The following is a 24,157-nucleotide window of genomic DNA, read 5'->3' on the forward strand; positions in this document are numbered from 1 at the left end:
TTGGCAGACACCTCACGCTTCGTTCCCCTGCGCATGAGCCCGCCGTCAGAACGGCCAGAAAATTGGCAGACGCCTCATGCTTCGCCTTCCCGCCCATGAGTCTGCCGCCAGAGTGACCGGAAAATTGGCACTCGCCTCATCCTTGCCACACCCCACGCGTGAGCTTGTTGCCAAATTGCCCGGCATGGTGTCGGGCGCCTCACGCTGGGCGGCCCAAGCATGAGGCGGCCGCCATATCCGCCAGCATTTTGTCCTCGCAACAACGCAGAAACCCGCGCCCCAAGTCGTTTCGTGTCGGGAAACGGATGAGGTCGCGGGTTCCGCGGTATATGGTCGCGCCGGTCGCGCCGGTCGCGCTGGTCGCGCTGTTCGCGCAAGTCATGGGTGCTGCACCAGCCAATCGGACGAGCCGGTCGGCAGCGCAGGCCGGTACAGTTGCAGCCGGCGCAGAAACAAGCTCAGCTCTCGAGCACCATCTGCTCGGCGTGCTTCCAGCGGGAAATGCAGCGCTCGACGCGCTTGTAGCCGATGATCTTCGGGTCGAGGCCGGCCTCGCGGAAGATGACGGCCGGGGATTCGCCGGCATTGTACCGGCGCATGCATTCGTCACGGAAAGCCGACGAGTAGGAAATGCGAGTCTGCGTCACGGAATCGACGGCGTCAAGAGACCACAGGTACTTGCGGGTCTTGGCGGTAAAGGCACCACCAGCCACTTTTGCGCTCCTTGGGTTGGGTCTGCACGGCCGGCAGCCCGGGGCGAATCGGGCACGACGGCGGTCAGACAGAATCGGTTGTTTTGTTCTTTCGTGTATTGGGGTAGCGAAAAGACACGGAGCCGCCGTGGCGCTCTCCGCAGGGTCTCTCGTCTCTCAAACCAGATATAGAAATGTACCACCAGGGGCTGAATTTTCTCTCTCGGCGCAATTCGGGGGTGTCTGTACGGGGGCATGACTGAATCGCTTCATTTATTGAAAAATAATAGGAACGATTCGCCCGTGTTCAGCCCGAACGCTACCGTGGAGGGAAGTACACAGCACAACAGCGCCAGTGACCTGGCGGGAGGATCGTGGCCATGACCAACGAACACAATTCCGGGCAATCTGTCGAACAGCCGGCGAGCGCCGCCGCGGCCGCGAACGCCGCCGTCAGCGCCAACCTGCGCGCCGTGTTCTGGGACATGGACGGCACGCTGATCGATTCGGAGCCGCTGTGGCATGCCGGCGAGCTGGAAATCGCCCGCGAGCACGGCGGCTACTGGGATCTCGAGCTCGCGCGCGCCGGCAGCGGCACGCCGGTCCCCGATGTCGCCCGGCGCATGCAGGAGCGCGGCTGCCCGCTGTCCATCGAGGAAATCGGCGAGGCGATGATCAACTACGTGACCGAGAAGGAGCTCGAATCGTTGCCGTGGATGCCCGGCGTGACGGAAGTGCTCGCGGCACTGCGCGACGCCGGCGTCCCGTCGATCCTCGTGACGACGTCGCCGCGGCACATGGCCGAGAACCTAATCGCGCAGGCGCCGGCCAACAGCTTCGCCGGCTACGTCTGCGGCGACGACAGCGTCGAGAAGAAGCCGAGCCCCGAACCGTACCTGCGCGCGATGGAGCTCGTCGGCATCGACGGTCTCGCCCATCCGGTCGCCGCCGCTCACTGCGTCGCGATCGAGGATTCGGAAAGCGGCCTGACCGCCGCGACGGCCTCCGGCGCGACGACGCTGTGCCAGGCCGGTTTCCTGCCCGACGGCAAGCCCGTCCCCTCCCCCGAATTCGGCTGCCTGTACGGCTACGATTCCTCCACCCTCGCCACGATCGGCGACTTCGTCGACCGGCGCCTCGCCGACCTCAAGTCGGTCTGACGGTGCGCATGCAAAGGGCATGCATACGAAAGATGTCACGACCCCGGACCCGGGTTCGTGACATCAACATGACGGGCCAGATCACGCCGCGCGAATCGTCCTACTTCTTGGCGTCCATCACGGCGTCGACGGCCTTCTTCAGGCTCGCGTAGTGGGTGTTGTACCAGTCGGTGTTCTCGTTGAGCTGCGACGTCTCGCTTTCGTAACCGGACGTCGAGTCGGCCTTGCAGACGACGTTCGCCGGCGTCTCGGCATCCATTGCGTCGCTGAGCGCGGTCAGCACGGCCGGATCGCTGACGTCGTCGCTGCCGATCTGGGCGGCCGTCGTCGCGTCGCCGACGTAGAGGCTGTTGTACTGGTTCGCGGCCACGCGCGCGGCGTCGGCGGCCTCCAGGCACGTCGACTTCGCTTCGGCGACCTGATCGGAGTTGTCGCTCGCCTCGTAAATCCCCCAGGACATGACGAGCACGACGGCGACGGCGGCGCCGGCAATCGCCAGCCGCCGCTGCGTCCACCAGCGCTTCCGCTCGCCCTGTTCCTTCTCGCCGGCCATTTCCGGCCCCCTTTCAACCTTGTACGATTCCTCCATCATAGGTTCCGCGCCGCCAAGTTCTTCCGCCCGGAAAACCATTTCCCCGAAGGGGGTACCCCGAAACTGCCGGATTCATGAAAAAATGTCACAAGCCCGGGCCGGGAGCCCGGGCTTGTGACATCAAGGAGTACGCCGGAAGAGAGAGCGGCCTTACCGATCCATCCGGTCGAGGCCACCGCCCTCGACGCCGTCACGGGTGTCGCGCCACAGGACGACGGCGCGGGAGGCGGCGTCGGCCGGCGGCGTCTGCTCGTGGCTGCTGCCCGCCGGCAGGGCGCGCCGGTTAACGCGGATCTGGTGTCGCCACTGGCGCATGTGCTGCGAACGGCGCACCTCGACGATGTCGCCGCCGGCGTCGGCCGTGAAGACGCTCGCGCCGGACGGCTTGCGCAGCCGATCGTTCTGGCGGCGCAGTTCGCGGTTTTCCTCCTCGAGCCGCAGGATGCGCGTGATGCCGCTCAAGTTGATGCCCTCGTCCTGGCTGAGTCGCTGGGCCTGGGCCAGCCGGTCGATGTCGCGCAGCGAGTAGCGCCGGGCGCCGCCTCCGGTGCGCTGCGGCACGACGATCCCCAACCTGTCGTACTGCCGCAGCGTCTGCGGATGGACACCGGCCAGTTCCGCCGCGCGGCCGACCGTGAAGATCGGCAGCTCGACGTCGAAGCCGGCGCCGGCGGCCCCGTCGAGGTCGCCGCGTCCGGACACGATGGCCATGGCGCACATCTCATACAGCTTCTTCATCTGCTGTGCCATGCGCGCCATGATTCCTACGCCTCCCCGCCGGCGCTACCGGAGCCGGCCGAACCGGAACCGGCCGAACCGGAGCCGCCCTGCGACTCGGCGAGCTGCGTGGCGAACGCCGTGCCGCACTCCTCGTCGAAGGCCTTCGCGGCCTTCTTGACGGCGCCAGACGGCTTCTTCGGCACGCGGATCTCGACGATGCCGACGAGATCGCCCTTCTTGTGCTTCGTGTGGACGCCCTTGCCGTGCACGTGGACGCGTTCGCCGCTCGACGTGCCGGCCGGGACCTTGAACGTGACGGGTTCGCCGTCAAGATCGCGCGAATCGATCTTCGCCCCGTCGACGGCCTGGCCGACCGAGACCGGCAGCGTCATGACGATGTCGAGACCGTCCATCGAAAACACCGGATCCCCGGCGACGGTGACGTTGAGATACAGGTCGCCCGGCTTGCCGCCGTTCTTGCCCGGCTTGCCCTTGCCGGCGAGCCGGATCTTCTGGCCGTCCCTGACGCCGGCCGGCAGGTGCGTCTTGAATTTCTTGCCGTCGGCCGACAGCGAGACCGTCGCGCCCTTGGCCGCCTGCTTGAAGCTCAGCGTGATCTTCGACGTGCGGTCGGCGCCGTCTTCCGGCCTCGGCGTCGGCCGGTAGCCCTGATAGGCGCCCTCGCCGTAGTCGTCGTAGCCACCGCCGGCATAGCTGCCGCCGTACGGCGAGCCGCCGCCGAACATCGAGCCGAACAGGTCGTTGATGTTCGTGCCGCCGCCGTTCGTCGAGAAGCGGATGTGGGAGTTGCCGGAGCCGGAGCCGCCGCCGAACATCGAGCCGAAGATGTCCTCGAAGCCGGACGCGTCGAAGCCGCCGGAGCCGGAGCCGCCGGCGAAGCGCGCGCCGCCCATGCCGAACTGGCGGATCGCGTCGTACTTCTCGCGCGATTCCTTGTCCTTGAGGACTTCGTAGGCCTCGGAGATGTCCTTGAACTTCTCCTCGCCTTCCTTCGTCTTGTTGATGTCGGGATGGTACTTGCGCGCCAGCTTGCGGTACGCCTTCGTGATCTCGCTATCCGTGGCGTCCTTGGAGACACCGAGGATCTTGTAGAAGTCCTTGTTCAGCCAGTCATTCTCGGCCATGCCGTGCCTCCTTTCCAGAGGTTGTGTTCATGAAATACGTGTGATACCGGGAATCCCGCGGCTTTCCGCGGGATTCCCGAAATGATTCATGCCGTGCAGGTCACGACTGCGGCGACGCGACGACCACGCGGGCCGGGCGGACGACGCGGTCGCCGATGCGGTAGCCCGCCTCGACGACGGTGTCGACCATCGGCTTGTCGACGTCGGAATCCGGCTTGTGCAGGATCGCGTCGTGCTTCGTCGGGTCGAACTCCTCGCCCTTCAGGCCGAACTTCTCGACGCCGAACTTCTCGAACGTCTTGTCGATCTTGGCCGCGACGGCCTTGAACGAGTCGGACATCTCGCCGTCGTGCTCGCGGATGCGGTCGACGTCGTCGAGCGCCGGCAGCATGGCGTTGAGCACGTCGATGATGCCCTGCTGGCGCGCGCGGTCCATGTCGCGCTGCGTGCGGTTGCGGTAGTTGATGAACTCGGCACGCTCGCGCTGCAGCGCCTCGAGATACTCGGCGGCTTCCTTCTTCGCCTGGCCGAGCGGCGTCAGTCCGCCGTCGGCATTCGTGTCGGCGTCGGCGCCGCCCTCGGCAGCTGCCGCCGCTTCGGCCGTCTCGCCGGCGGACTCTGCAGACTCTGCCGTCTCGGCACTCGCCGCGTCGGCGGCAGCCTCGTCGGCCGCTTCGGCCGCCTTCGCGGCATCGTCGGCTGCGGCCTCGGCGTCGGCGGCGGCCTTCGCCGCGGCCTCGGCGGCCCTGGACGCCGCCGTCTCGAAGGACTGCGCTTCGGAGGAAGAATCGTTCATCTTTTCACCCTTCCTGTCAGCCGGGGACGATTCCCGCGACCCGTCCGCCGGCCCGGCGGCCATGAAGTCCGCCGGGTCCGGCAGGTCGTTGAGATAGTCGTCCTTGTCGAAGGCGGACATCACTTGTTGTCCTTGTCATCGTCGTCGACGATCTCGGCGTCCACGACGTCGTCATCGTCGGAAGACGACGAGGCGGAACCGGCGCCGGCGGCCGCACCGTCGGCGGCACCCTCGGCGCCCTGCTGGGCGTAGAGCGCCTGGCCGATCTTCTGCGCGGCGGTCATCAGCTCTTCCTGGGCCGACTTGACCTTGTCGATGTCGTCGCCCTTCAGGGCTTCCTTCAGCGCGTTGACCTTGTCGGTGACTTCCTTGGCGACGTCGTCGGACAGCTTGTCCTTGTTGTCGGCGACGAGCTTCTCGGTCTGGTAGGCGAACGACTCGGCCTGGTTGCGGGTCTCGGCGTCGTCCTTGCGCTTCTTGTCCTCGGCCTCGTGAGCCTCGGCGTCGCGGACCATGCGGTCGATCTCGTCCTTCGGCAGGGCCGAGCCGCCAGTGATCGTCATCGACTGCTCCTTGCCGGTGCCCTTGTCCTTCGCGGAGACGTGGACGATGCCGTTGGCGTCGATGTCGAACGTGACCTCGATCTGCGGGATGCCGCGCGGGGCCGGCGCGATGCCGGTCAGCTCGAACGTGCCCAGCGGCTTGTTGTCGCGGGCGAACTCGCGCTCGCCCTGGTAGACCTGGATGAGCACGGACGGCTGGTTGTCCTCGGCGGTCGAGAAGATCTCGGAGCGCTTGGCCGGGATGGCGGTGTTGCGGTCGATGAGCTTGGTCATGATGCCGCCCTTGGTCTCGATGCCCAGCGACAGCGGCGTCACGTCGATCAGCAGGACGTCCTTGCGGTCGCCCTTGATGACGCCGGACTGCACGGCGGCGCCGATGGCGACGACCTCGTCCGGGTTGACCGACTGGTTCGGTTCCTTGCCGCCGTCGAGCTCCTTGACCAGGTCCTTGACGGCCGGCATGCGGGTGGAGCCGCCGACCAGGACCACGTGGTCGATCTGGGAGACGGAGATGCCGGCGTCGGCCAGCACGTTGTTGAACGGGGCGCGGCAGCGGTTGAGCAGGTCGGCCGTCATTTCCTCGAAGTGGGCGCGGGTCAGCTTCTCGTCGAGGTGGACCGGCGTGCCGTCGGGGGTCATGGCCAGGTACTGCATCGAGATCGTCGTCGACATCGAGGAGGACAGTTCCTTCTTCGCCTGCTCGGCGGCTTCCTTCAGGCGCTGCAGGGCGATCTTGTCCTTGGACAGGTCGACGCCGTACTTGTTCTTCACTTCGCCGACGAGCCAGTCGATGATCTTCTGGTCCCAGTCGTCGCCACCGAGGTGGTTGTCGCCCGAGGTGGCCTGGACCTGGATGGTCGAGAAGCCGTCCTCGTCCTTGCCGATCTCCAGCAGCGAGACATCGAAGGTGCCGCCGCCGAGGTCGAAGACGAGGATGCGCTCGTCTTCCTTGCCCTTCTCGAGGCCGTAGGCCAGCGCGGCCGCGGTCGGCTCGTTGATGATGCGCAGGACGTTCAGGCCGGCGATCGTGCCGGCGTCCTTGGTGGCCTGGCGCTGGGCGTCGTTGAAGTACGCCGGGCAGGTGATGACGGCGTCGGTGACCGGCTCGCCGAGGTAGGCTTCGGCATCGCGCTTCAGCTTCATCAGGATCTGCGCGGAGATCTCCTGCGGCGTCCACTTCTTGCCGTCGATGTCGACGGTCCAGTCGGTGCCCATGTGGCGCTTGACCGAGCTGATCGTGCGGTCGACGTTGGTGACGGCCTGGCGCTTGGCGACTTCGCCGACGAGGATCTCGCCGGACTTGCTGAAGGCGACGACGGACGGCGTCGTGCGCGAGCCCTCGGCGTTCACGATGACGGTCGGCTGACCGCCTTCCAGAGTGGCGATGCAGGAGTTCGTAGTACCCAGATCAATGCCAACTGCGCGTCCCATAACTGTTCTCCTTTGTTCGGTTCGCTTGAATCGTTACGTTTGTCAAAGCTCTTGAGTTATCTGTCGGGCTCCGCAGCAGTCCGCCGGAGACCACCATGTTGACGGTTGGTCCAGTGGGCCGCTTCTGAGCCGTATTGAAACTTGAGCCTATCGCACTCAACATTTGAAGTCAAACATTATTCCCACCGTGGAAGAGAACTGGGAAAAATTCGCCGGCATACCCCCGTGGACATGTTGCCCACGGAAAAACAGCTATTTCAGGATGAACTCCAGCAGCCCCCGGTAATCCGCCCCGGCGAAGCTCGCGACGGCACCGTCGTAGGGGCCGTGGCCGAACGTGTCGAGGAAGGCGCCGTCGATCCCGGCGCCGCGCGCGCCGTCGATGTCGGCATGCTCGTCGTTGCCGACCATCAGCACGGAGGACGGATCGTCCACGCCGGCGAGCACCATCGCGTGCCGGAAGATCGCCGGATCGGGCTTCTTGCGGCCGAAATCGCTCGAGATGACGATGTCGTCGAACTCGTCGGCGAGGTCGAACTGCTCGAGTTCCGGCATCGTGTACGGCAGCTGGGCGTTCGAGACGAGCACGACGCGCAGTCCCGCCCGCCGCAGCTTCTCGAGCAGATCGTGCGCGCCGTCATAGGGCCTGAGGCGCAGCTCGCTCGCCCGGCGGAACGCCCACGCCGCGTTCGCCGCCGCCTCGCTGATTTCCCGCCCGGTCAGCGTCATCGCGCCAGCCACCGCCGCGCCACCGCCCACAGTCTCGTGGCCGGCTTCCGTCGCGCGAATCGTGCCAATGTCGTCGGCGGCCGCGCCGGTCGTCACGCGCACGAGCCGCTCGTAGACCTTCTGGTAATCGGGCTCGAACAGCGGGTCGCCGCCGCCGACCGCGAACTCCGGCGCGGCGACCTGCGCGAACGTCCGCCGCAGCTCGTCGAGCGAGCCGACCTCGCCGCCGGCCTCCGCGAGCGCGTCGGCGAGCGCCGCCCACGCCGCGTCGGCGTCCTCGTCGGTGTGAATGTCGAACAGCGTGCCGTAAAGATCGAAGAAAATCGTCGAATAGCGCATCGTCGCTCCATTTCCAGTGTCCTGAACGATTCTTCCGTCACTGTACTCTGGTCCGCGCGTCTTGCACATGTTTCGCCGGCCCCTCGGTGTCACGATCCCGTGATCCGGTCACGGAATCGTGACATCTAAAGGCAAAGAGAGGCAATCACTGCATCGCGACGGCGCCGGTGCCCTCGCGCAGGATGAAGTCGAGCAGTTCGTGGTAGTCGCTGCCGTCGAACGACGTGATCTTCGCCGTGCGCGGCGCCGCACCATGGCCGGTTTCCGGATCATGGCCGCCCGCGGCGCCGCGGCCGGTCACGGACTTCGCGGCCGCCGTGCCCGGACGCTTCGAGGCGGCGGCGAACTCGCCGCGGTCGGCGTCGAGCGCGGCCTCGTCGGCGGCGTCGGCCAGCCGGGCTTCCAGCGTCAGCTTCGCGACGGCGTCGAACGCCTCGCGGTGCGTCGCGTGCGCCTCCACCGAGTGACCATTGCCGGCGCCAACGGCGCAGCCGGCACCGGCGTCACGACCGGCACCGACGGAAGAGTCGCCGGGGGAACCGGTGCCGCCCACCGTCGCGTCGCGCGCCTCGCCGCGCTCCACGTGCCGCTCGATCCTGCCGGCCAGGTCGGCGTCGAGCAGGATCGCGTCGATGCCGGCCTCGCGGGCGCCGCGCACGTCGCACGTCTCGTCGTTGCTGACCATCAGCACGTCGGACGCCGGCATGCCGAGTCGTTCCAGGACGCGTTCGTAGATCTCGCCCGACGACGTGCTGACGCCCTCGTCGCTGGCGATGATGATGTCGTCGAAGATGTCGTCGAGGCCGAGAGCGCGCAGCTCGGGCCGCGTGTAGCAGGCCTGCGAGTTGCTCAGCAGCACCACGCGGCGGCCGGAGCGCTTGAGCGCGCGCAGCATGTCGAGGGCGCCGGGCACGAGTTCCAGCCGGTTCGTCGCGGCCTTGCGGAACGTCCACGCGACCTTGCGGGACAGTTCGATGTCGGTCTCGATCCACAGTTCGTCGAACAGCGCCTCGTAGGCGCCGAGCAGGTCGGGAGCATAGTCGTCACCGGCGTCGTCGAGCCGGCTCAGCTTGCGCTTGGCACGGCGGAACTGCTCGCGCAGCCGCTCGTTCGTCACGTAGTCGGCGCCCTCGTCGTACAGCGCGGCCCTGAGCGCCGTCCATGCGGACTCCTGCGTCTCGTCGACGTTCGAGTCGACGAGCGTGCCGTATAGATTGAAAATGACTGCCCGGTACTTCTTGTCGGACGATTCATCCGTCTGCATGTTCCCACCTTCTTCCTCGCCGGCCCCATCGCGAAGCGCAAGTCCATCCTCGTCTCCAGTACCGAATCTACCGAGTCCGGCCCCGGAACTTAAGCATGTTGGGCGACTCTGCCCGGTCTTGCACAATTCTCCCACAACCGTTTCAGCCCACGGCCCAGCTCCCGGACAGGGACAGGATTCCTACATCGCGACGAGCATGCCGAACAGCAGCATCGCCGGATAGACGACGTAGCCGAGGTAGTGCGTCCAGCGGTGCTTCGGCCGGTCGATGACGTCGTTCTCGCGGCGGAAGTGCAGCAGCACGATGCCAACGGCCGGCACGGCGAGGAACATCGCGGAGAACACGCCGGCGGTGCCCATCATCAGGTTCTCGCGGCCGTCGAGGTAGTAGAAGATCATCGTCGTGCCGAGCACGAGCAGGCCGGTCATCATCAGCGACTCGGTGACGCCGACCTTGAACACCATCGTCCAGACGACGGCGACGAGCAGCACGATGACGGTCAGGCAGATCTCGACCGGCCTCGAGTACTGGCGGAACGAGTGGACGAGGATCAGCGCGGACAGCGCGATGACGAGCGCCCAGACGGGATTCTGCGACTGCCAGTCGATCGGCTGGCCGTAGTTGATCATGTCGTACGGCACTTCGCAGATGACGGCCAGCAGCACCAGCCGCAGCCAGTAGTACAACACGTTGTGCGTGTACTTGAAGCCGGAGTAGAGGAACCAGGCGAACATCGGGATCGCCACCCAGCCGATCGCCGTGCAGACGACCGACATCGTCAGCGCGCTGAAATTGTCCTCGGTCGGCTGGCCGAACAGCGCCGGCACCAGCGTGTTGGAGGCGACGCCGATGCCGAGCAGCACGTAGGCGATCGCCTTGAGTTTCGTATGCGACCAGCCTCGCCGGCCGGTGCACGCGGCGTCGGCCTTGCGCCGCGCCTTCTCCTCGAGTGACCGGGTGTATTCGTCCATCCTGCTTGGCTCCTTCGGGGGTTGGTGAGTCGGAAAACACTGTAAATAAATATGTCACAATCCCGTGGCGCAGCCACGGGATTGTGACATCATGTTGCCGCGGGAATCGTGCAAATTATTCGATATTTCGAACGATTCGCACGATTCTTCCCTCGCAACTCAGCCCTTGACGGAGCCGGCCATCGACTCCTGGTAGAAGCGCTGCGTGACGATGAACAGGATGGCGATCGGGATCGAGATGATCACGGCGCCGGCGGCGAAGCGGGCGAACCAGGACTGGATGTATTCCTTCTGGAGCATCTGGTACAGGCCCAGCGAGGCCGTGTAGTTCGTCTGCGTGCGGCAGATGACCTTGGCCATGACGAAGTCGAGCCACGGGGTCAGGAAGCCGGTGATCGTCTGGTACACGATCATCGGGCGGCACACCGGCAGGATGATCTTCGTGAAGACCTGCAGGCGGGTGCAGCCGTCGAGCATCGCGGCCTCGTCGAGGGACTTCGGGATGGTGTCCATGAAGCCCTTCATGACGTAGAAGTTGACGCCCGAGCCGGCCGAGTAGACGAGGATCAGCGCGAGGATCGTGAAGCCGTCCGACGTCAGGTCGATCGCCTTCAGGATGAAGTAGATGGCGACGACCGACATGATGCCCGGGAACATGCCGAGGATCAGGACGACGTTCATGAAGCCCTTGCGGCCGCGGAAGCGCAGGCGGCTCATGCAGTACGCGACCGAGAGCACGAAGAACAGCGAGATCAGGCACACGAAGATGGCGATGATCAGCGTGTTCAGGAACATGCGCGGGAAGTCGAGCACGTTGCGCTCGGTGAACAGCTTGACGAAGTTGTCGAACGTGTACTCCGTCGGGAAGAACGTGTTCTGGTACGGGGCGGGGTTCTTGTTGAACGACTCGAGGAACACCCACACGATCGGGATGATCCAGATGATGGCCAGGATGGCGAGGAACACGTGCGCGACGATGTCGCCGGCGATGCGGCGCTTGCGCTGGTCGTGCATGAAGCCGTGGCTCTCCACGTCGGCCGTGGCGGCGGAAGCGGACTGGACTTGCGAACTCACTGGAATCCCTCCTCATTCTTGTACGAGCCGGTGGAGCGGTAGGTCACCAGGGACACCACGGCAAGGACGATGAACGTCATGATGCCGATGACGGCACCGAGGTTGTAGTCGTTCTTGTCGACCGTCAGCTTGTACAGCCAGGTGATGAGCAGATCGGTCTTGCCGGCGGAATCGCCGACCGGGGTCGGAGCGCCCTGCGTCAACAGGTAGATGACGTTGAAGTTGTTGACGTTGCCGGTGAACGTCGTGATCAGGTACGGCGTCAGCACGAAGAAGATGTACGGCATCGTGATCTTGATGAACGTCTGCCACCAGTTCGCGCCGTCGATCTTCGCGGCCTCGTAGAGCTCGGCCGGGATGTTCTGCAGGATGCCGGTGATCTGCATGATCGTGTACGGGATGCCGATCCACAGGTTGACGATGATGACGGTCACGCGGGCCCACGTCGCGTCGGTCAGGAACGGCAGCGGGCTGTCGATCCATCCCCACGACTGCAACAGTCGGTTGATGGCGCCCTGCTGCTGCAGCATCTGGCTCATGACCAGCAGCGAGACGAACTGCGGGACGGCGATCGACATCGAGAAGATCGCGCGCCAGAAGCCCTTGCCGTGCGTGGTCTTGCGGTTGATGATCATCGCGAGGAACATGCCCAGGAAGAAGTTCAGGAACGTCGCGAAGACGGCCCAGACCAGCGTCCAGCCGAGGACCGACAGGAACAGGCGCGCCGAGACGGTGCTGCCGGAGTTCGAGAAGACCTGCTTGAACGCGTCGAACCCGGTCCAGTCGAACAGGACGAGGTGGTTATGGTCGTAGTCGGTGAACGCCATCGAGATCATGAAGATCAGCGGCAGCACCGTGAAGACCAGGATGCCGAGAACCGGCAGGAACATCAGCGTCACCCACGCGCGCTGGTTGGCCAGCTCGTGGATGTCGTCGACGAACGAGTTGGCGCGGCCGTTGTTGGCCTGCGCCTCGCACTGCGCCTTGTAGGCGGAGCGGATGGACATGTACCACCACAGCACGAAGACGATGCAGAAGACGATCGTCGCCACGCCGTAGAGCAGGATGACGACCGAGTTGTCGCCGGCCGTGTAGTGCCAGAAGCCGTCGGCGTCCTGCACCTGGCCCTGCACCTGGTCGCCCAGGCCGGGCAGCTTGGACAGGTTCTTGGCGCCGCTGAAGATCATGAAGCAAATGAAGCCGATTTCGCCGGCCAGCAGCAGCAGACCCTTGACGATCTGCTTGTGCACGAGGTTGCCCAGGCCGAAGACGACGATGGACAGCTTGGTCCAGATGTCGCCGTTGGCCAGCGCAGCCCTGAGCGTGTACGGAGACGGCGCAATGTAGTCCGCGCCGTACTTCTTGCGCGGCTTCCTGTGCCTCGTCCGCGGGGAAAGGGTCGCTGTACTCATGGAACCCCTACCACCTCTCTGTGTTTTCGAAATTTCTAGGGCCAGTTTTCCCGCAACAACATCGCTTCGGACGTCGTTATTTCTGCTGGCTGACAAAAAATCCGGATTATCGAGTCTCCGGCGGGGATCGAACGTCGGTCGGCAGAAGAAAAATTCGAAGCAATTCTTCCGGCATTCGGTCGGCAAATGGTTGAATTTTTTCACGATTCAACCCGGCAAATCTTGTCGCGGCCGAGAGGAAGAAAACGTTTGCTGAAAAACAAAAACCCGGGAGGTCGAAGAAGTCCTTCGAACCTCTCCGGGACAGGTGTGAGCGCGGGGTGGTGCAGGCGGATGCGGGCACTGGCCTCCGCGCGTCAAGAACGCGACGTTCGGAAAACCGTGCGGTTTCCCGGGCGCCGCGTCCCGTGACAGTTCATGCCGCCAGGGCGGCAAGGGGAGCTAGCGGGCTCAGCTCTCGGAGCTGGTCTGGTAGCTCTTCAGGGCGGAATCGATCTGGTTCTGCCAATCGGTGGTCTTCTGGGCCGCGTTGGACAGCGTGACATCGCCGTTGACGATGCCGTCGCCCATGGACTTGCACGGATCCCACCAGACGTTCATCGCGGCGATCGTCGGCTGGACGATCGACGTGTTGTTGATCGTGTCGATCTGCGCCTGGACGGCCGGATCGTCGGCCATGCCGTCGAGGTTGGTCAGCGTCTTGTCGGTCGGGATGATCTGGCGGTCTTCCCAGTGGGCCTTCTGGGCCTCGGTGGAGCCGAGGAAGGCGGCGAACTCGGCCGCGGCCTTCGTGTTCTTGGCGTTCGGGTTGTAGGCGATGGCCTTGGAGCCGGCGAAGGCTTCCATCTGCTTGGACTCGCCGTTCAGCGTGAACGTCGGCAGCTGGGCGGCGCCGTAGTTGTCGCCGAGGGCGGTCTTGACGTCGGCGGAGTTCCAGGTGCCCGAGAAGTAGACATCGGCGTCGCCGGACTTGAGCAGGGCCAGGCCGGAGGTGTCGTCGTCGTTGGTGAAGTTGGCGTTGTTCTCGAGGTTGACGAGATACTCGGTGACGGCGTCGGCGTCGGAGCCGAGCGAGATGCCGTCGGAGACGTCGGTACCGGTGGAGCCGAAGAACGTGGCGCCGGCGCCGGCGTAGAAGGCCGGCATGTACCACGAGTTCGTGATCGGGAACGTGACCTTGCCCTTCTCGAGCAGCGAGTCGAGCGACTTGATGTCGCTATCCGAGAACTTGGACTTGTTGTAGTACATGAACCAGGTGTTGCCGGTGTACGGAACGCCGTAGAGCTTGCCGTCGGTCGACGTGACGGAGTCGATCATCGACTGGGAGTTCTGCTCCTTGACCTGCTTCTCGGCGTCGGTCGACAGCTGGCCGATGGCGCCCAGGTCGATCAGCGTGCCGAGCTGGTCGTTCGCGAACATGTAGACGTCGGCGGCGGCCGACGGGTCGGTCTTGACCTGCGTGGCGGCATCGCCTTCGGAGACGACGTCGTTCTTCCACGTGATCTTGTACTCCGGGTGGGCCTTCTCGAAGGCCGTCTCCATGGCGCCGAGCCAGTTGCCGTTGTCGGAGGACTGGTCTTCCGAAGGAGCCCAGACCGTCAGCGTGACGTCGGTGGTGCCGCTGCTGGAAGAAGACGAATCGCTACCGCAGGCCGCGAGCGGGACGAGCATGGCAAACGCAGCTCCCAGGCCAACGGCTTTCTTCCAATTGATCATCTTTGATCACCTTTCTTTCCTCATCTGTGATCCCGTCCACGCCGTCACAGAGGGCAGAGCGATGCAACTTCGCACTGACGAACCGTCGGAATTGTTCACTGTTCCCGACAACGCTTCGGTATGATGAAATGTACACCTAAATTGCAAACGTTATCAACTCGCGGCATGTTTTATCTCGAAAAACACAAATTTATTCATGGGAAATCACTGATTTAACCGACGTTTAAGCACATTTTCCACATCAGTTCCCAGCGTCGTCACAGCTTGGAGTTCGAGTTGAATTTCTGCCATTTTCTCACAGAATTTCCTGTCTTTTCCTTGCGCCGTGCGTGAAAATTAGCCAATTCCGAGAGCGCAATTTACCGTCGGCCAACTCCCCCATTCGCTGCAACGGCGACGATTCCCCCGTGCATGCCCCTCTGCCCGCCCCCGGCGCGTCCGGTGAAGGGGTGGCCGCTACACTGGTGACCATTGGGCGATGAAAACGTTGGCAAAACAGGACCACACACGATCACACACAAGGAAGTGCAGCAAGGATCATGACAGTAGCGGATCATCCATGGCTCAGGAACGCGGTGTTCTACCAGGTGTTTCCGGCAAGCTTCGCCGATTCGGACGGCGACGGCATCGGCGACCTGCAGGGCATCGTCGACCATCTTGACTATCTCGCCGAGCTCGGCGTGACGGCCCTGTGGCTCAACCCGTGCTATGATTCGCCGTTCCGCGACGCCGGCTACGACGTGCGCGACTACACGAAGGTCGCCGCCCGCTACGGCACGAACGACGACCTCGAGCGGCTGTTCCGCGAGGCGCACGACCGCGGCATCCACGTGCTGCTCGACCTCGTCCCCGGCCACACGTCCGACGAGCATCCGTGGTTCAGGGCGAGCGCCGAGGCCGCGCCGAACGACTACGACGAGCGCTTCATCTGGACCGACAGCTGGATCACCGGCGGCGACGGCCTGCCGTTCATCGGCGGCGAGGCCGACCGCGACGGCGCCTACATCACGAACTTCTTCGCGTTCCAGCCGGCCCTCAACTACGGCTTCGCGCACCCGGCCCGCAGCTGGCAGAAGCCGGCCGGCGGCGAGGACGCCCTGGAGACCGAGGCCGCGATCGTCGACGTCATGCGCTTCTGGCTGAAGCGCGGCGCCGACGGCTTCCGCGTCGACATGGCCGACAGCCTCGTCAAGAACGACGACGACGGCAAGCCGTACACGCGCCAGGCCTGGCACCGCATGTTCTCGGCCATCCGCGCCGAGTTCCCGGACGCCGTCTTCGTCTCGGAATGGGGCCGCCCGGACGAATCGTTCGATGCCGGCTTCGACATGGACTTCTATCTCGACTGGCGCTGGGACGGCGTGCCGAACGGCTACAACATGCTGCTGCGCAACTGTCCGTCGCCGCTGAGCCGCGACGGCGACATGAGCTACTTCAACGCCGACTCCGGCACCGGCATCGCGCCGTTCCTGCGCGAATACCGGCCGCGACTGGACGCCGCCCGCGACAGCGGCTGCCTGTTCAACCTGATCACCTGCAACCATGACACGGCGCGAATCGCGCCGCGCCTGTCCCCGCGCGAAATCGCCGTCGCCTACGCGACAATGCTCGCGATGCCCGGCGCGCCGTTCGTCTACTACGGCGACGAAATCGGCATGCGCTACCGGAGCCTGCCGACGAAGGAGGGCGCCTACACGCGCACCGGCAGCCGCACCCCGATGCAGTGGGACGCGGCCGCCCCCGACTGCGGCTTCTCGACCGCCCCCGCCGCCGACCTCTACCTGCCGCTCGACGACGGCGAAGGTCCCGAACTGCTGCCGACGGCCGGTACCGGCTCGCCAGCCGAAACGCCGTCCCGCGGAGCCGGCACCCACGTTGTCCCGACCGTCGCCGCCCAGCGCGACGAGCCCGGCTCGCTGTGGAACACGGTCCGCGAGATGATCCGCCTGCGCAACAGCCTCGCCTGCCTCGACGCCGACGCCGACTTCGACGTCGTCTACGCCTCGGACACGAACCGATCGTTCATCTTCAAGCGCACCGCCATCCGGCACGATTCCTCCCTCGCCGCCGAGCGCGCCGCCGACGCGGCCAGCGCAGCCGGTGCAGCCGCCACAGCGAACGATGCGGCCGGCGAGAGCGTCATTGTCGCCGTCAACCCGTCGCGCGACGTCGAGACCCACTCGCTCTCGCGCGCCGGCGAGACCGCCGAACGCAGCGACGGCGAGCTGCTCGCGACGATCTGCTCCTGCTTCGCCGACGACGATTCGACCGACGAGTCGCTGGACACGGCCTCGATCCTGTTCCAGCTCGGCGACGTCTCCACCGACGCCGGCACCATCACCCTCGGCCCCCAGAGCTTCGCCATCCTGGTCCTGCGCTGACCCTTCCGGTCCCGGCACGTGACCGGCCCGACACGTAAAAAAGGACCTCCCGTGCGTTGCTCCACGGGAGGTCCGGAACCGGGTCCGGCGTTTGCCGCCGCCGGGCTCGGAGATGGGGAAAGCCTTTCCTACTTGCCCCACTTACTCGGGTAAGTCTTCATTACCGGCCACTGGCCGGCCAGCCACTGGCCGCCCAGCCGCCGGCCGGCGGCCGACCAGCAGCCCGTCGTTCACTTGTTCATGATCGCCGCGAGCGACTTCACGCGCGGCAGGTCGAACACCCGGTCGGCGAGAACGACGTTGCCGTCGGCGTCGGCGAGCGGGACGCGCCAGTTCGTGTACTCGGTCGACGTGCCCGGCTGGTTCTGCGTGCGCACCTCGCCGGTGCCGTCCACCAGCGCGGCCTGCAGCAGCAGCGCCGGCGAGTCCTTGAGCATCCTGTGCATCGACTCGACGACTTCCTGCACGTGGTTCGGCACGTCCTCGGCGGCCTCGGGCCGCAGCCATCCGCCGGAGACCAGCAGCGACAGCATCGCGTCCATCTCGGCCCGCGACGACTTCATGAACTCCTCGACCGGCTCGCTCAGCAGGTTGAGCTCCTCGCGCAGCTTGACATGCTCGAACTGCAGGTAGCCGGCGGTCGGCGGCAGGTCGTGCGTCGTGACCGAGGCCAGCGAGTACTTGCGGTACGTGGACGGATCGGCGTACGGGTCGCCGGCGACCGACGAGTTGTTCACGCGGGCGAACCATTCGACGGTCGCGCCGAGCACTCCGTGCTCCGCCAGCACGCGGGAGACGTAGTCCGGCACGGTGCCGAGGTCCTCGCCGATGACCATGCCGTTGGCGCGCGTGGCCTCGATCGTCAGGATCGCGAGCATCGCCTCGTAGTTGTACGCGACGTAGGCGCCGTTGCGCGGGCCCTCGCCGGCCGGGATCCACCACAGGCGGAACAGGCCGAGCACGTGGTCGATGCGGATGGCGCCGGCGTGCGAGAACATGTTGTGCACCATCTCGCGGTAGACCTGGTAGCCGGTGGCCTGCATGTAGTTCGGGTTGAACGGCGGCTGGCCCCAGTCCTGGCCCTGCTGGTTGTAGAAGTCCGGCGGGCAGCCGACGGTGACGGCGCCGACGGCGAAGCGCTCCGGGCTCCACCAGACGTCGGAGCCGTAGGTGTGCACGCCGACGGCCATGTCCTGCATGATGCCGAGGACCATGCCGTTGTCCTTCGCGGCGGCCTGCGTGGCCGTCACCTGCTGGTCGGCGATCCACTGCAGCCAGCATTCGAACTCGTACAGGTGGCGGTGCTCCTTGCGCAGCTTCTCGATCTCCTCGGAGCCGCGGCCGAACTTGTGGAACCAGTCGTTCTCGGCGTTCCACGGCGATCCCCACACCTGGAAGGCGACCGACCACAGCGCGAACGCCTCGAGGTCCTCGCCGGCTTCCTTCTGGAAGGCCTCGAATTCGGCCTCGCGTTCGGCGGAGCGCGGCTGGTCGAAGATGATCTCGAGCGCCTTGCGCTTGGCATCCCAGGCAGCGTTGATGTCGATCGGGTCGGGCGTCGTGTTCGCGGCGGCGACGCTCGCGTGCAGCTGCTCGACCTCGGCGCGCTCGGCGTCGGTCAGCTCGCCGTATTCGGGGATGAGTTCCGGACGGATATACGTGACGTTGAGGAAGCGGCGGGACTCCGGCAGGTACGGCGAAGGCTCGAGCGGCGTGATCGGCGCGGTCGCGTGGATCGGGTTGATCAGCATGAAGTCGGCGCCGGACTTCGCGGCCGCGTCGGTGACAAGCGTCTTGAGATCGCCGTAGTCGCCCACGCCCCACGAATCGTTCGAGCGAACCGAATACATCTGCGCCATCCAGCCCCAGCGCTGACGCTCGGCGACGGCCGCCGGCACCGGAATCTGCGCCGGCGCGACGATCAGCCGCGCGGCCACGCGACGGTCGCCGTCGGCGACGTCGAGCGTGTGGTAGCCGGCCGGCACGTCATCGGCGACGGTGAGTTCGTAGACGTCGACGTCGCCGTCGGCCGCCTTGAAGTCGACAGTGATGAACGATTCGTCCGCGTCGGCGCCGTCCTCGAGCTTCAGGCGCACCGCCGGCTCGCCGTACTTCGTGCGGATCTCGACCGGCATGTCCTTGCCGGTGAACTTGACGACGGTCGGCGAGACGAGCAGCTCGTGGTTCGACGCCGTGATGTCGGCGAGCGCCTGCCCGATCTTCTCGTCGCTCGTCGCGTCGACGCCGAGCGCGCCGAGGATGGAGACGAGGACGTGATCCTCGATCTCGACGTAGACGCCGAGCTGGTCGAAGTACTGCGTGGCGACGCCCCACGACTTGGCGAGCTGGATCAGCGGACGCGCCAGTCGCTCGGGCGTCTCCTCGGTCTGCTGGTTGGCAAGGTCGGGGACGGCCGGCGCGGCGGCGACGGTCTCTTCGATCGGTTCGTTGATGTTCTCGGGCATCATTGCTCTCCTTCCACAACCGGGCGCGGTCGCGGCTCATGTGCTCTTCGGATCGGACGGCGATCTCGCCGGACAAGTGTCATGCGGTCAACGCTGACGCACCTTGGCTTCGACCCCACCGGGAGTCGCCAACCCATTCAACGCGTCTACTGTACCGCAGAATGCTATCGTTTGCAATCGCCGTGTCGAGTTGATTTTCATTGAAAATTAGCCATTTTTCTTTTTTATTGCAATAACTGCATCCCCCGTTTCCGCCAACGTTTGCATTTTACATGTCGCAATCCGGAAGCCCTGGGCTCCCTGGAAGGGAGCTGCCGAGCGCAGCGAGGCTGAGGGTCGACCGCCGATGCCGCCGAAGGCGGCGAGAGCGCGCTGGAGCTTGTGGCTACGACGGAACTCGAGTCACGTCATGACGGAACGTTCCAGCGCGCACTCGTCGCTGCGCGACGTCGTGCGGTCGACCCTCAGGCCGCTTCGCGGCCAGCTCCCTTCCAGGGAGCCGGGAATCCAGATGTCAAGCTCAGGCCTGCGCCCGCTTCTCGGCCATGATGTCGGCGAGGGACTTCTCGCGGACCGGCTCGGCGGCCGGGGCGGCCGGAACGTGGATGTGCTTGCGGAAGATGTACTCCTGAATCGGCACGTGCAGCGTAAGGATCGAGCCGTAGCCGAAGACGGCGACGAGGAACAGCGACTGCGGCAGCAGGAACCAGGCGGCGACGACGAGCGCCACGACGACGAGGTCGATGAACAGCATCGACAGCGTCGCCCAGACGTAGCTGATGCCGAAGATGAACGAGTTCGCAAGCGTGCGGCCGAACGAGTTCTCGAATCGCGCCTGCAGCGCGAACACCCACTCGAAGCAGACGGCCCACAGCAGCGTGAACGCGATCTTCGGGATGAGCAGCGGCGTCACCTGCAGCACCACCCACGAGTACAGCAGCGCCACGCCGGTCACGAGCAGGATCAGCCAGTAGCCGGTCGCCTTCGCGAAGTTCTCGCGGAACGCCCGGAAATACGCCTTCGTCAGGTGGCCTTCGGAGTTGTGCATCTTGCGGATGGCCGTCTCGCCGGCGGCGAGCGACGCGCCGATCGTGACGACCGGGATGCTGGTGATCAGCATGAGGATATTGATCCAGATGGCGTCGGTCAGGTTCGTCCACGCCGTCATGAACTTGGAATCGGCGGACAGGAAATGCATGCGTGCCCCTTGCTAGTCGTGCCGGATGGCGGCGGAAGAATCGTTCTACTGACGAACAATAGGCGCCGTCGGCCGACTATTCCATGGAAAGTCTGGACAGGAAAAAGTAAACAGCCGGGCGGCCGGCGAACCGACCGCCCGGCTGGACAGAGAGAAGAGAGATGGAAGATTCAGTTATGTTCGGACGATTCCCGCGCGGACCGGCGGCAACCGGCCAGCCGTCCCGCCCGCCACGGCAATGGCGGACGGAACGATTCGCGGAACTCAGCCCTTGACGGCGCCGGCCATGACACCCTTGACGATGTACTTCTGGCACAGCAGGTAGAAGACGATGATCGGGATGATCGCGAGGACCAGGCAGGCCATCATCGCGCCCATGTCGACCGAGCCGTAACCGCCCTTGAGGTACTGGATCGCGACCGAAATGGTCTTGTACTTGTTCAGATCCAGCGTCAGGTACGGCAGGAGGTAGTCGTTCCAGATCCACATCGCCTGCAGGATCGCGACCGAGATGATCGACGGACGCATGATCGGGACGACGATCTGGAAGAAGATGCGCGGGACGGACGCGCCGTCGATCATCGCGGACTCCTCCAGCGACTCCGGAATGCCCTTGACGACGCCGGTGAAGATGAACACGGCGAGGCCGGCACCGAAGCCGAGGTAGATGAAGCACAGGCCCCACGGGGTGTTCAGGTTCAGTCGGTCGGCAAGCCAGGACAGCGTGAACATCAGCATCTGGAACGGGACGATCATGTTGAACAGGAACAGGACGTAGAGCGTCTTCGCGGCCCAGTTGTTCACGCGGACGATCCACCAGGCGCACATCGAGGTGCACAGCAGGATCAGGATGACCGAGCCGACGGTGATCAGCAGCGTCCAGCCAAAGCTGGCGAAGAAGTTCGTCGTCTCGATGCCGCGGATATAGTTGTCAAGTCCGACGAAGGACTCGCCCAGCGGGAACGAGAACGTGTCGGTGCTGATGTAGACCTTCGACTTGAAGGAGTTGATGAGCACCAGGAAGATCGGGAAGACCCAGGCAAGGGAAATGGCCGAGAAGAATACGGTCCACAGCACTCCGTGCTTTGGCTTTTCGGAATTCACGCCGCAACCTCCTTGGAAGTCGTGAGCTTGTTCTGAACCAGGGCGACGACGGCGACGAGGATGAAGAACAGGACTGCCTTCGCCTGGCCAACGCCTTCGTAGCCGATCTTGGAGTAGAACGTGTTGGTGATGTTGAGCGCCAGGCCTTCGGACATTCGCGACGGAGCGCCGTTGGTCAGGGCGAGGTTCTGGTCGTAGAGCTTGAAGCCGTTGGTGACGGTCAGGAACGAGCAGACGGTGATGGACGGCATCATCAGCGGGATGATGATCTTGAACATCGTCTGGCGGCCATTGGCGCCGTCGACCGCGGCGGCCTCGAGGACGTCGGTCGGCAGCGACTGCATGCCGGCGATGTAGATGATCATCATGTAGCCGATCTGCTGCCAGCAGACGAGGATGACGAGACCCCAGAAGCCGTAGACCTCGCTATAGGTCAGCGACTTGGCCCAGTGGGACAGCACGCCGTTGAGCAGCAGCATCCAGATGTAGCCCAGAATGATGCCGCCGATGAGGTTCGGCATGAAGAAGACGGAGCGGAACACGTTCGAACCGCGAATCGACTTCGTCAGCAGATAGGCGATCGCGAACGCGATCACGTTGATGACAATCGTCGTGACGATCGTCAGCAGTGTCGAGAACAGCAGCGCGTGAAGGAACGTCGAGTCCTTCAGCGCCTTCGCGTAATTACTGAAACCGACCCACTTCGCATTGGTCACCGTCGAGAACTTGCAGAAGCTCAGGTACACGCCGTAGATGAACGGCACGATGAAGCCGATGATGAATGCGAGGAACGTCGGAAGCACAAACAGCGCCCACCAGCGGCGAATCGCCTTGCCGGCCATGGTGATCATAAGTCCGCCCACTTTCCTTCCGTATTCAGGTGTCCGCTCCCACGCCTGCGTGTTCGCGGACCGAATTCTTGTGATGCTCGTCGCAACCCGTTCCCTCCCCGCTTGCGACAACAGGCGGTTCGTTTCCGGAAGGTGCCGGACCAGGACATGTCTACTGCCTCGTAGCGCCGCTCCCCCGGGGCTTCTCCTTGCAACCCCGCACGGACCGGCATGTGTTCAGCACCGTTGCGTAACCATCTGAGTATGAGAGTAACAATTCCGGCGGGGGATGTCAAACGTTGTCATTTTTTCTGCAAATATGGGCGTGTTGCAATATTTCATTTTGGCTAATGATCCCGTATAATAGTTGAAAGTAAGCCGTTTGTGGCAATGAAAGACATCTTTGCAAACGTTTGTGAAAGAGCTTTCATGACAAACGTTTGCATAGTCACCATAAGTCAGAATGACTTCAACGACGAAGGGTCACCGTATGAACACGAGCATTCAAGACGTTGCACGTGCGGCGCAGGTCTCCATCTCCACCGTTTCGCGCTCGTTCACCCGGCCGGAACTGGTGTCGAAGGCCACGCGCGACAAGGTCCTCCGCGTCGCCGACGAACTCAACTTCTCGACGTCCCGGTCGGCCGCCGCGCTGAAGACCGGACGGTCGATGCGCATTGCGCTGCTGATGAGCGACCATATCCGCCGCTGGTTCAGCGCCTCGGTCATCGAGGGCCTCAACGAGGTCCTGAGCGGCGAGGGCTACGACATCCAGATCTTCCAGATCTCGAGCATAGAGGAACGCAAGGAGTTCTTCGACATGCTGCCGGTGCGCCGCAACGCGGACGCCGTCATCGTCGTCTCGTTCGACATCGACTCGTCCGAAATCCACGAACTCAAGTCGATCGGCATGCCGATCATCGGCATCAACTCGGTCATGCCGAACGAGCGTGGCTTTACGGCCGCCGTCAACATCGACGATACGCAGGGTTCCGTGCTCGCGGCCCGTCACCTGATCAACCTGGGCCACCGCCGCATCGCCTACGTGCGCACCACGCGCGACGTCTCGCTGCACTTCTCGGTCCAGCAGCGCGTCGACGCGTTCCTCGAGTGCTGCGCCAACTCCGGCATCTCGCCGCACATCATCTCGGCCGGCGAGGGACCCGACCGCGTCAGCAGGGTCGTCACCGAACTGCTCAGCATGGAGCAGCTGCCGACGGCGATCGCCTGCCAGGAGGACGGCATCGCCATTCCGCTGATGTTCCAGCTCATGCGCACCGGCCTGTCGGTCCCCGGCGACATCTCGGTCATCGGCTACGACAACAGCTCGTTCGCGCACGACCTCGGCCTGACGACGATCGCGCAGGATCCGGTCGAGATGGCCCGCACGGCCGCGACGATCGCGCTCAACCTGATCAACGAGACCGACGCCGGCGAGCTCTTCCGCAACGTCCCGGCCCGCCTCGTCGTCCGCAGCAGCACCGGTCCCGCCCCGCTGCGCACTCCGGCCGTCGTCAACGCCGGCATCGCCGCCGCCGAGGCCGCGGGAATCGCCGCCGAGCTCGGCGAAGACG

At 64.6% G+C, this 24,157-nt stretch carries 18 protein-coding genes and 1 pseudogene; 3 read left to right on the top strand and 16 right to left on the bottom strand.

Annotated features, from left to right (window positions below):
• Nucleotides 1-458: 458 nt before the first annotated feature.
• Nucleotides 459-713: a hypothetical protein gene (locus F6S87_RS08030; RefSeq protein ID WP_163228138.1), complete on the bottom strand. Its 255-nt coding sequence runs from the start codon at nt 711-713 to the stop codon at nt 459-461.
• A 359-nt stretch (nt 714-1,072) separates the two neighbouring features.
• On the opposite strand from F6S87_RS08030, the gene F6S87_RS08035 reads away from it, so the two are divergent.
• Complete coding sequence (locus tag F6S87_RS08035) at nt 1,073-1,852, top strand: HAD family hydrolase (RefSeq protein ID WP_163228139.1); 780 nt, start codon at nt 1,073-1,075, stop codon at nt 1,850-1,852.
• A 100-nt stretch (nt 1,853-1,952) separates the two neighbouring features.
• On the opposite strand, the gene F6S87_RS08040 is transcribed toward F6S87_RS08035, so the two are convergent.
• The 11 genes from F6S87_RS08040 to F6S87_RS08090 form a co-directional block, all read right to left on the bottom strand.
• Nucleotides 1,953-2,405, bottom strand: coding sequence for a hypothetical protein (locus F6S87_RS08040; protein ID WP_163228140.1), 453 nt, complete (start codon nt 2,403-2,405; stop codon nt 1,953-1,955).
• A 189-nt stretch (nt 2,406-2,594) separates the two neighbouring features.
• Complete coding sequence (locus F6S87_RS08045) at nt 2,595-3,203, bottom strand: heat shock protein transcriptional repressor HspR (protein ID WP_163228141.1); 609 nt, start codon at nt 3,201-3,203, stop codon at nt 2,595-2,597.
• Between the two features lie 5 nt (nt 3,204-3,208).
• Nucleotides 3,209-4,309 (bottom strand): DnaJ C-terminal domain-containing protein, encoded by a 1,101-nt coding sequence (locus tag F6S87_RS08050; protein WP_163228142.1) that lies wholly within the window; start codon nt 4,307-4,309, stop codon nt 3,209-3,211.
• A gap of 100 nt (nt 4,310-4,409) precedes the next feature.
• The gene (gene grpE, locus F6S87_RS08055) at nt 4,410-5,225 is read right to left on the bottom strand and encodes a nucleotide exchange factor GrpE (RefSeq protein ID WP_163228143.1); all 816 of its coding nucleotides are present in this window, start codon (nt 5,223-5,225) and stop codon (nt 4,410-4,412) included.
• Nucleotides 5,225-7,099 (bottom strand): molecular chaperone DnaK, encoded by a 1,875-nt coding sequence (gene dnaK / locus F6S87_RS08060; RefSeq protein WP_163228144.1) that lies wholly within the window; start codon nt 7,097-7,099, stop codon nt 5,225-5,227. The genes grpE and dnaK overlap by 1 nt, the downstream gene beginning before the upstream one ends.
• A gap of 252 nt (nt 7,100-7,351) precedes the next feature.
• Nucleotides 7,352-8,167 carry an HAD family hydrolase gene (locus tag F6S87_RS08065; RefSeq protein WP_163228145.1) on the bottom strand — a complete coding sequence of 272 codons (816 nt, stop codon included), beginning with the start codon at nt 8,165-8,167 and terminating at the stop codon, nt 7,352-7,354.
• Between the two features lie 145 nt (nt 8,168-8,312).
• The gene (locus tag F6S87_RS08070; RefSeq protein WP_163228146.1) at nt 8,313-9,431 is read right to left on the bottom strand and encodes an HAD family hydrolase; all 1,119 of its coding nucleotides are present in this window, start codon (nt 9,429-9,431) and stop codon (nt 8,313-8,315) included.
• Between the two features lie 180 nt (nt 9,432-9,611).
• Nucleotides 9,612-10,403, bottom strand: a complete 792-nt coding sequence (locus F6S87_RS08075) for a TraX family protein (protein WP_163228147.1) — start codon at nt 10,401-10,403, stop codon at nt 9,612-9,614.
• Nucleotides 10,404-10,562: 159 nt separating this feature from the next.
• Entirely contained in the window at nt 10,563-11,417 is an 855-nt protein-coding gene (locus F6S87_RS08080; RefSeq protein WP_163228168.1) for a sugar ABC transporter permease, read from the bottom strand.
• Nucleotides 11,418-11,473: 56 nt separating this feature from the next.
• Complete coding sequence (locus F6S87_RS08085) at nt 11,474-12,889, bottom strand: carbohydrate ABC transporter permease (protein WP_163228148.1); 1,416 nt, start codon at nt 12,887-12,889, stop codon at nt 11,474-11,476.
• Between the two features lie 450 nt (nt 12,890-13,339).
• Complete coding sequence (locus tag F6S87_RS08090) at nt 13,340-14,605, bottom strand: extracellular solute-binding protein (RefSeq protein WP_163228149.1); 1,266 nt, start codon at nt 14,603-14,605, stop codon at nt 13,340-13,342.
• 539 nt (nt 14,606-15,144) lie between these two features.
• On the opposite strand from F6S87_RS08090, the gene F6S87_RS08095 reads away from it, so the two are divergent.
• Entirely contained in the window at nt 15,145-16,986 is a 1,842-nt protein-coding gene (locus F6S87_RS08095; RefSeq protein WP_163228150.1) for an alpha-amylase family glycosyl hydrolase, read from the top strand.
• A 230-nt stretch (nt 16,987-17,216) separates the two neighbouring features.
• Here the strand turns inward: F6S87_RS08095 and malQ are convergent, their stop codons facing one another.
• The 4 genes from malQ to F6S87_RS08115 form a co-directional block, all read right to left on the bottom strand.
• Nucleotides 17,217-19,454: a 4-alpha-glucanotransferase gene (malQ, locus tag F6S87_RS08100; protein WP_407925121.1), complete on the bottom strand. Its 2,238-nt coding sequence runs from the start codon at nt 19,452-19,454 to the stop codon at nt 17,217-17,219.
• Between the two features lie 517 nt (nt 19,455-19,971).
• Complete coding sequence (locus F6S87_RS08105; protein WP_163228151.1) at nt 19,972-20,649, bottom strand: YesL family protein; 678 nt, start codon at nt 20,647-20,649, stop codon at nt 19,972-19,974.
• Between the two features lie 264 nt (nt 20,650-20,913).
• On the bottom strand, nt 20,914-21,753 hold the full coding sequence (locus F6S87_RS08110; protein ID WP_163228152.1) for a carbohydrate ABC transporter permease: 840 nt from the start codon (nt 21,751-21,753) through the stop codon (nt 20,914-20,916).
• Nucleotides 21,750-22,604, bottom strand: coding sequence for a carbohydrate ABC transporter permease (locus F6S87_RS08115; RefSeq protein WP_163228153.1), 855 nt, complete (start codon nt 22,602-22,604; stop codon nt 21,750-21,752). The genes F6S87_RS08110 and F6S87_RS08115 overlap by 4 nt, the downstream gene beginning before the upstream one ends.
• Before the next feature lie 469 nt (nt 22,605-23,073).
• Between F6S87_RS08115 and F6S87_RS08120 the strand changes: the two are divergent.
• Nucleotides 23,074-24,066, top strand: a pseudogene (locus tag F6S87_RS08120) (LacI family DNA-binding transcriptional regulator); the annotation flags it as partial.
• Between the last annotated feature and the right edge of the window lie 91 nt (nt 24,067-24,157).

Origin of the sequence: Bifidobacterium choloepi, from assembly GCF_010667615.1 — a bacterium.
GTDB classification, from domain to species: Bacteria; Actinomycetota; Actinomycetes; order Actinomycetales; family Bifidobacteriaceae; genus Bifidobacterium; species Bifidobacterium choloepi.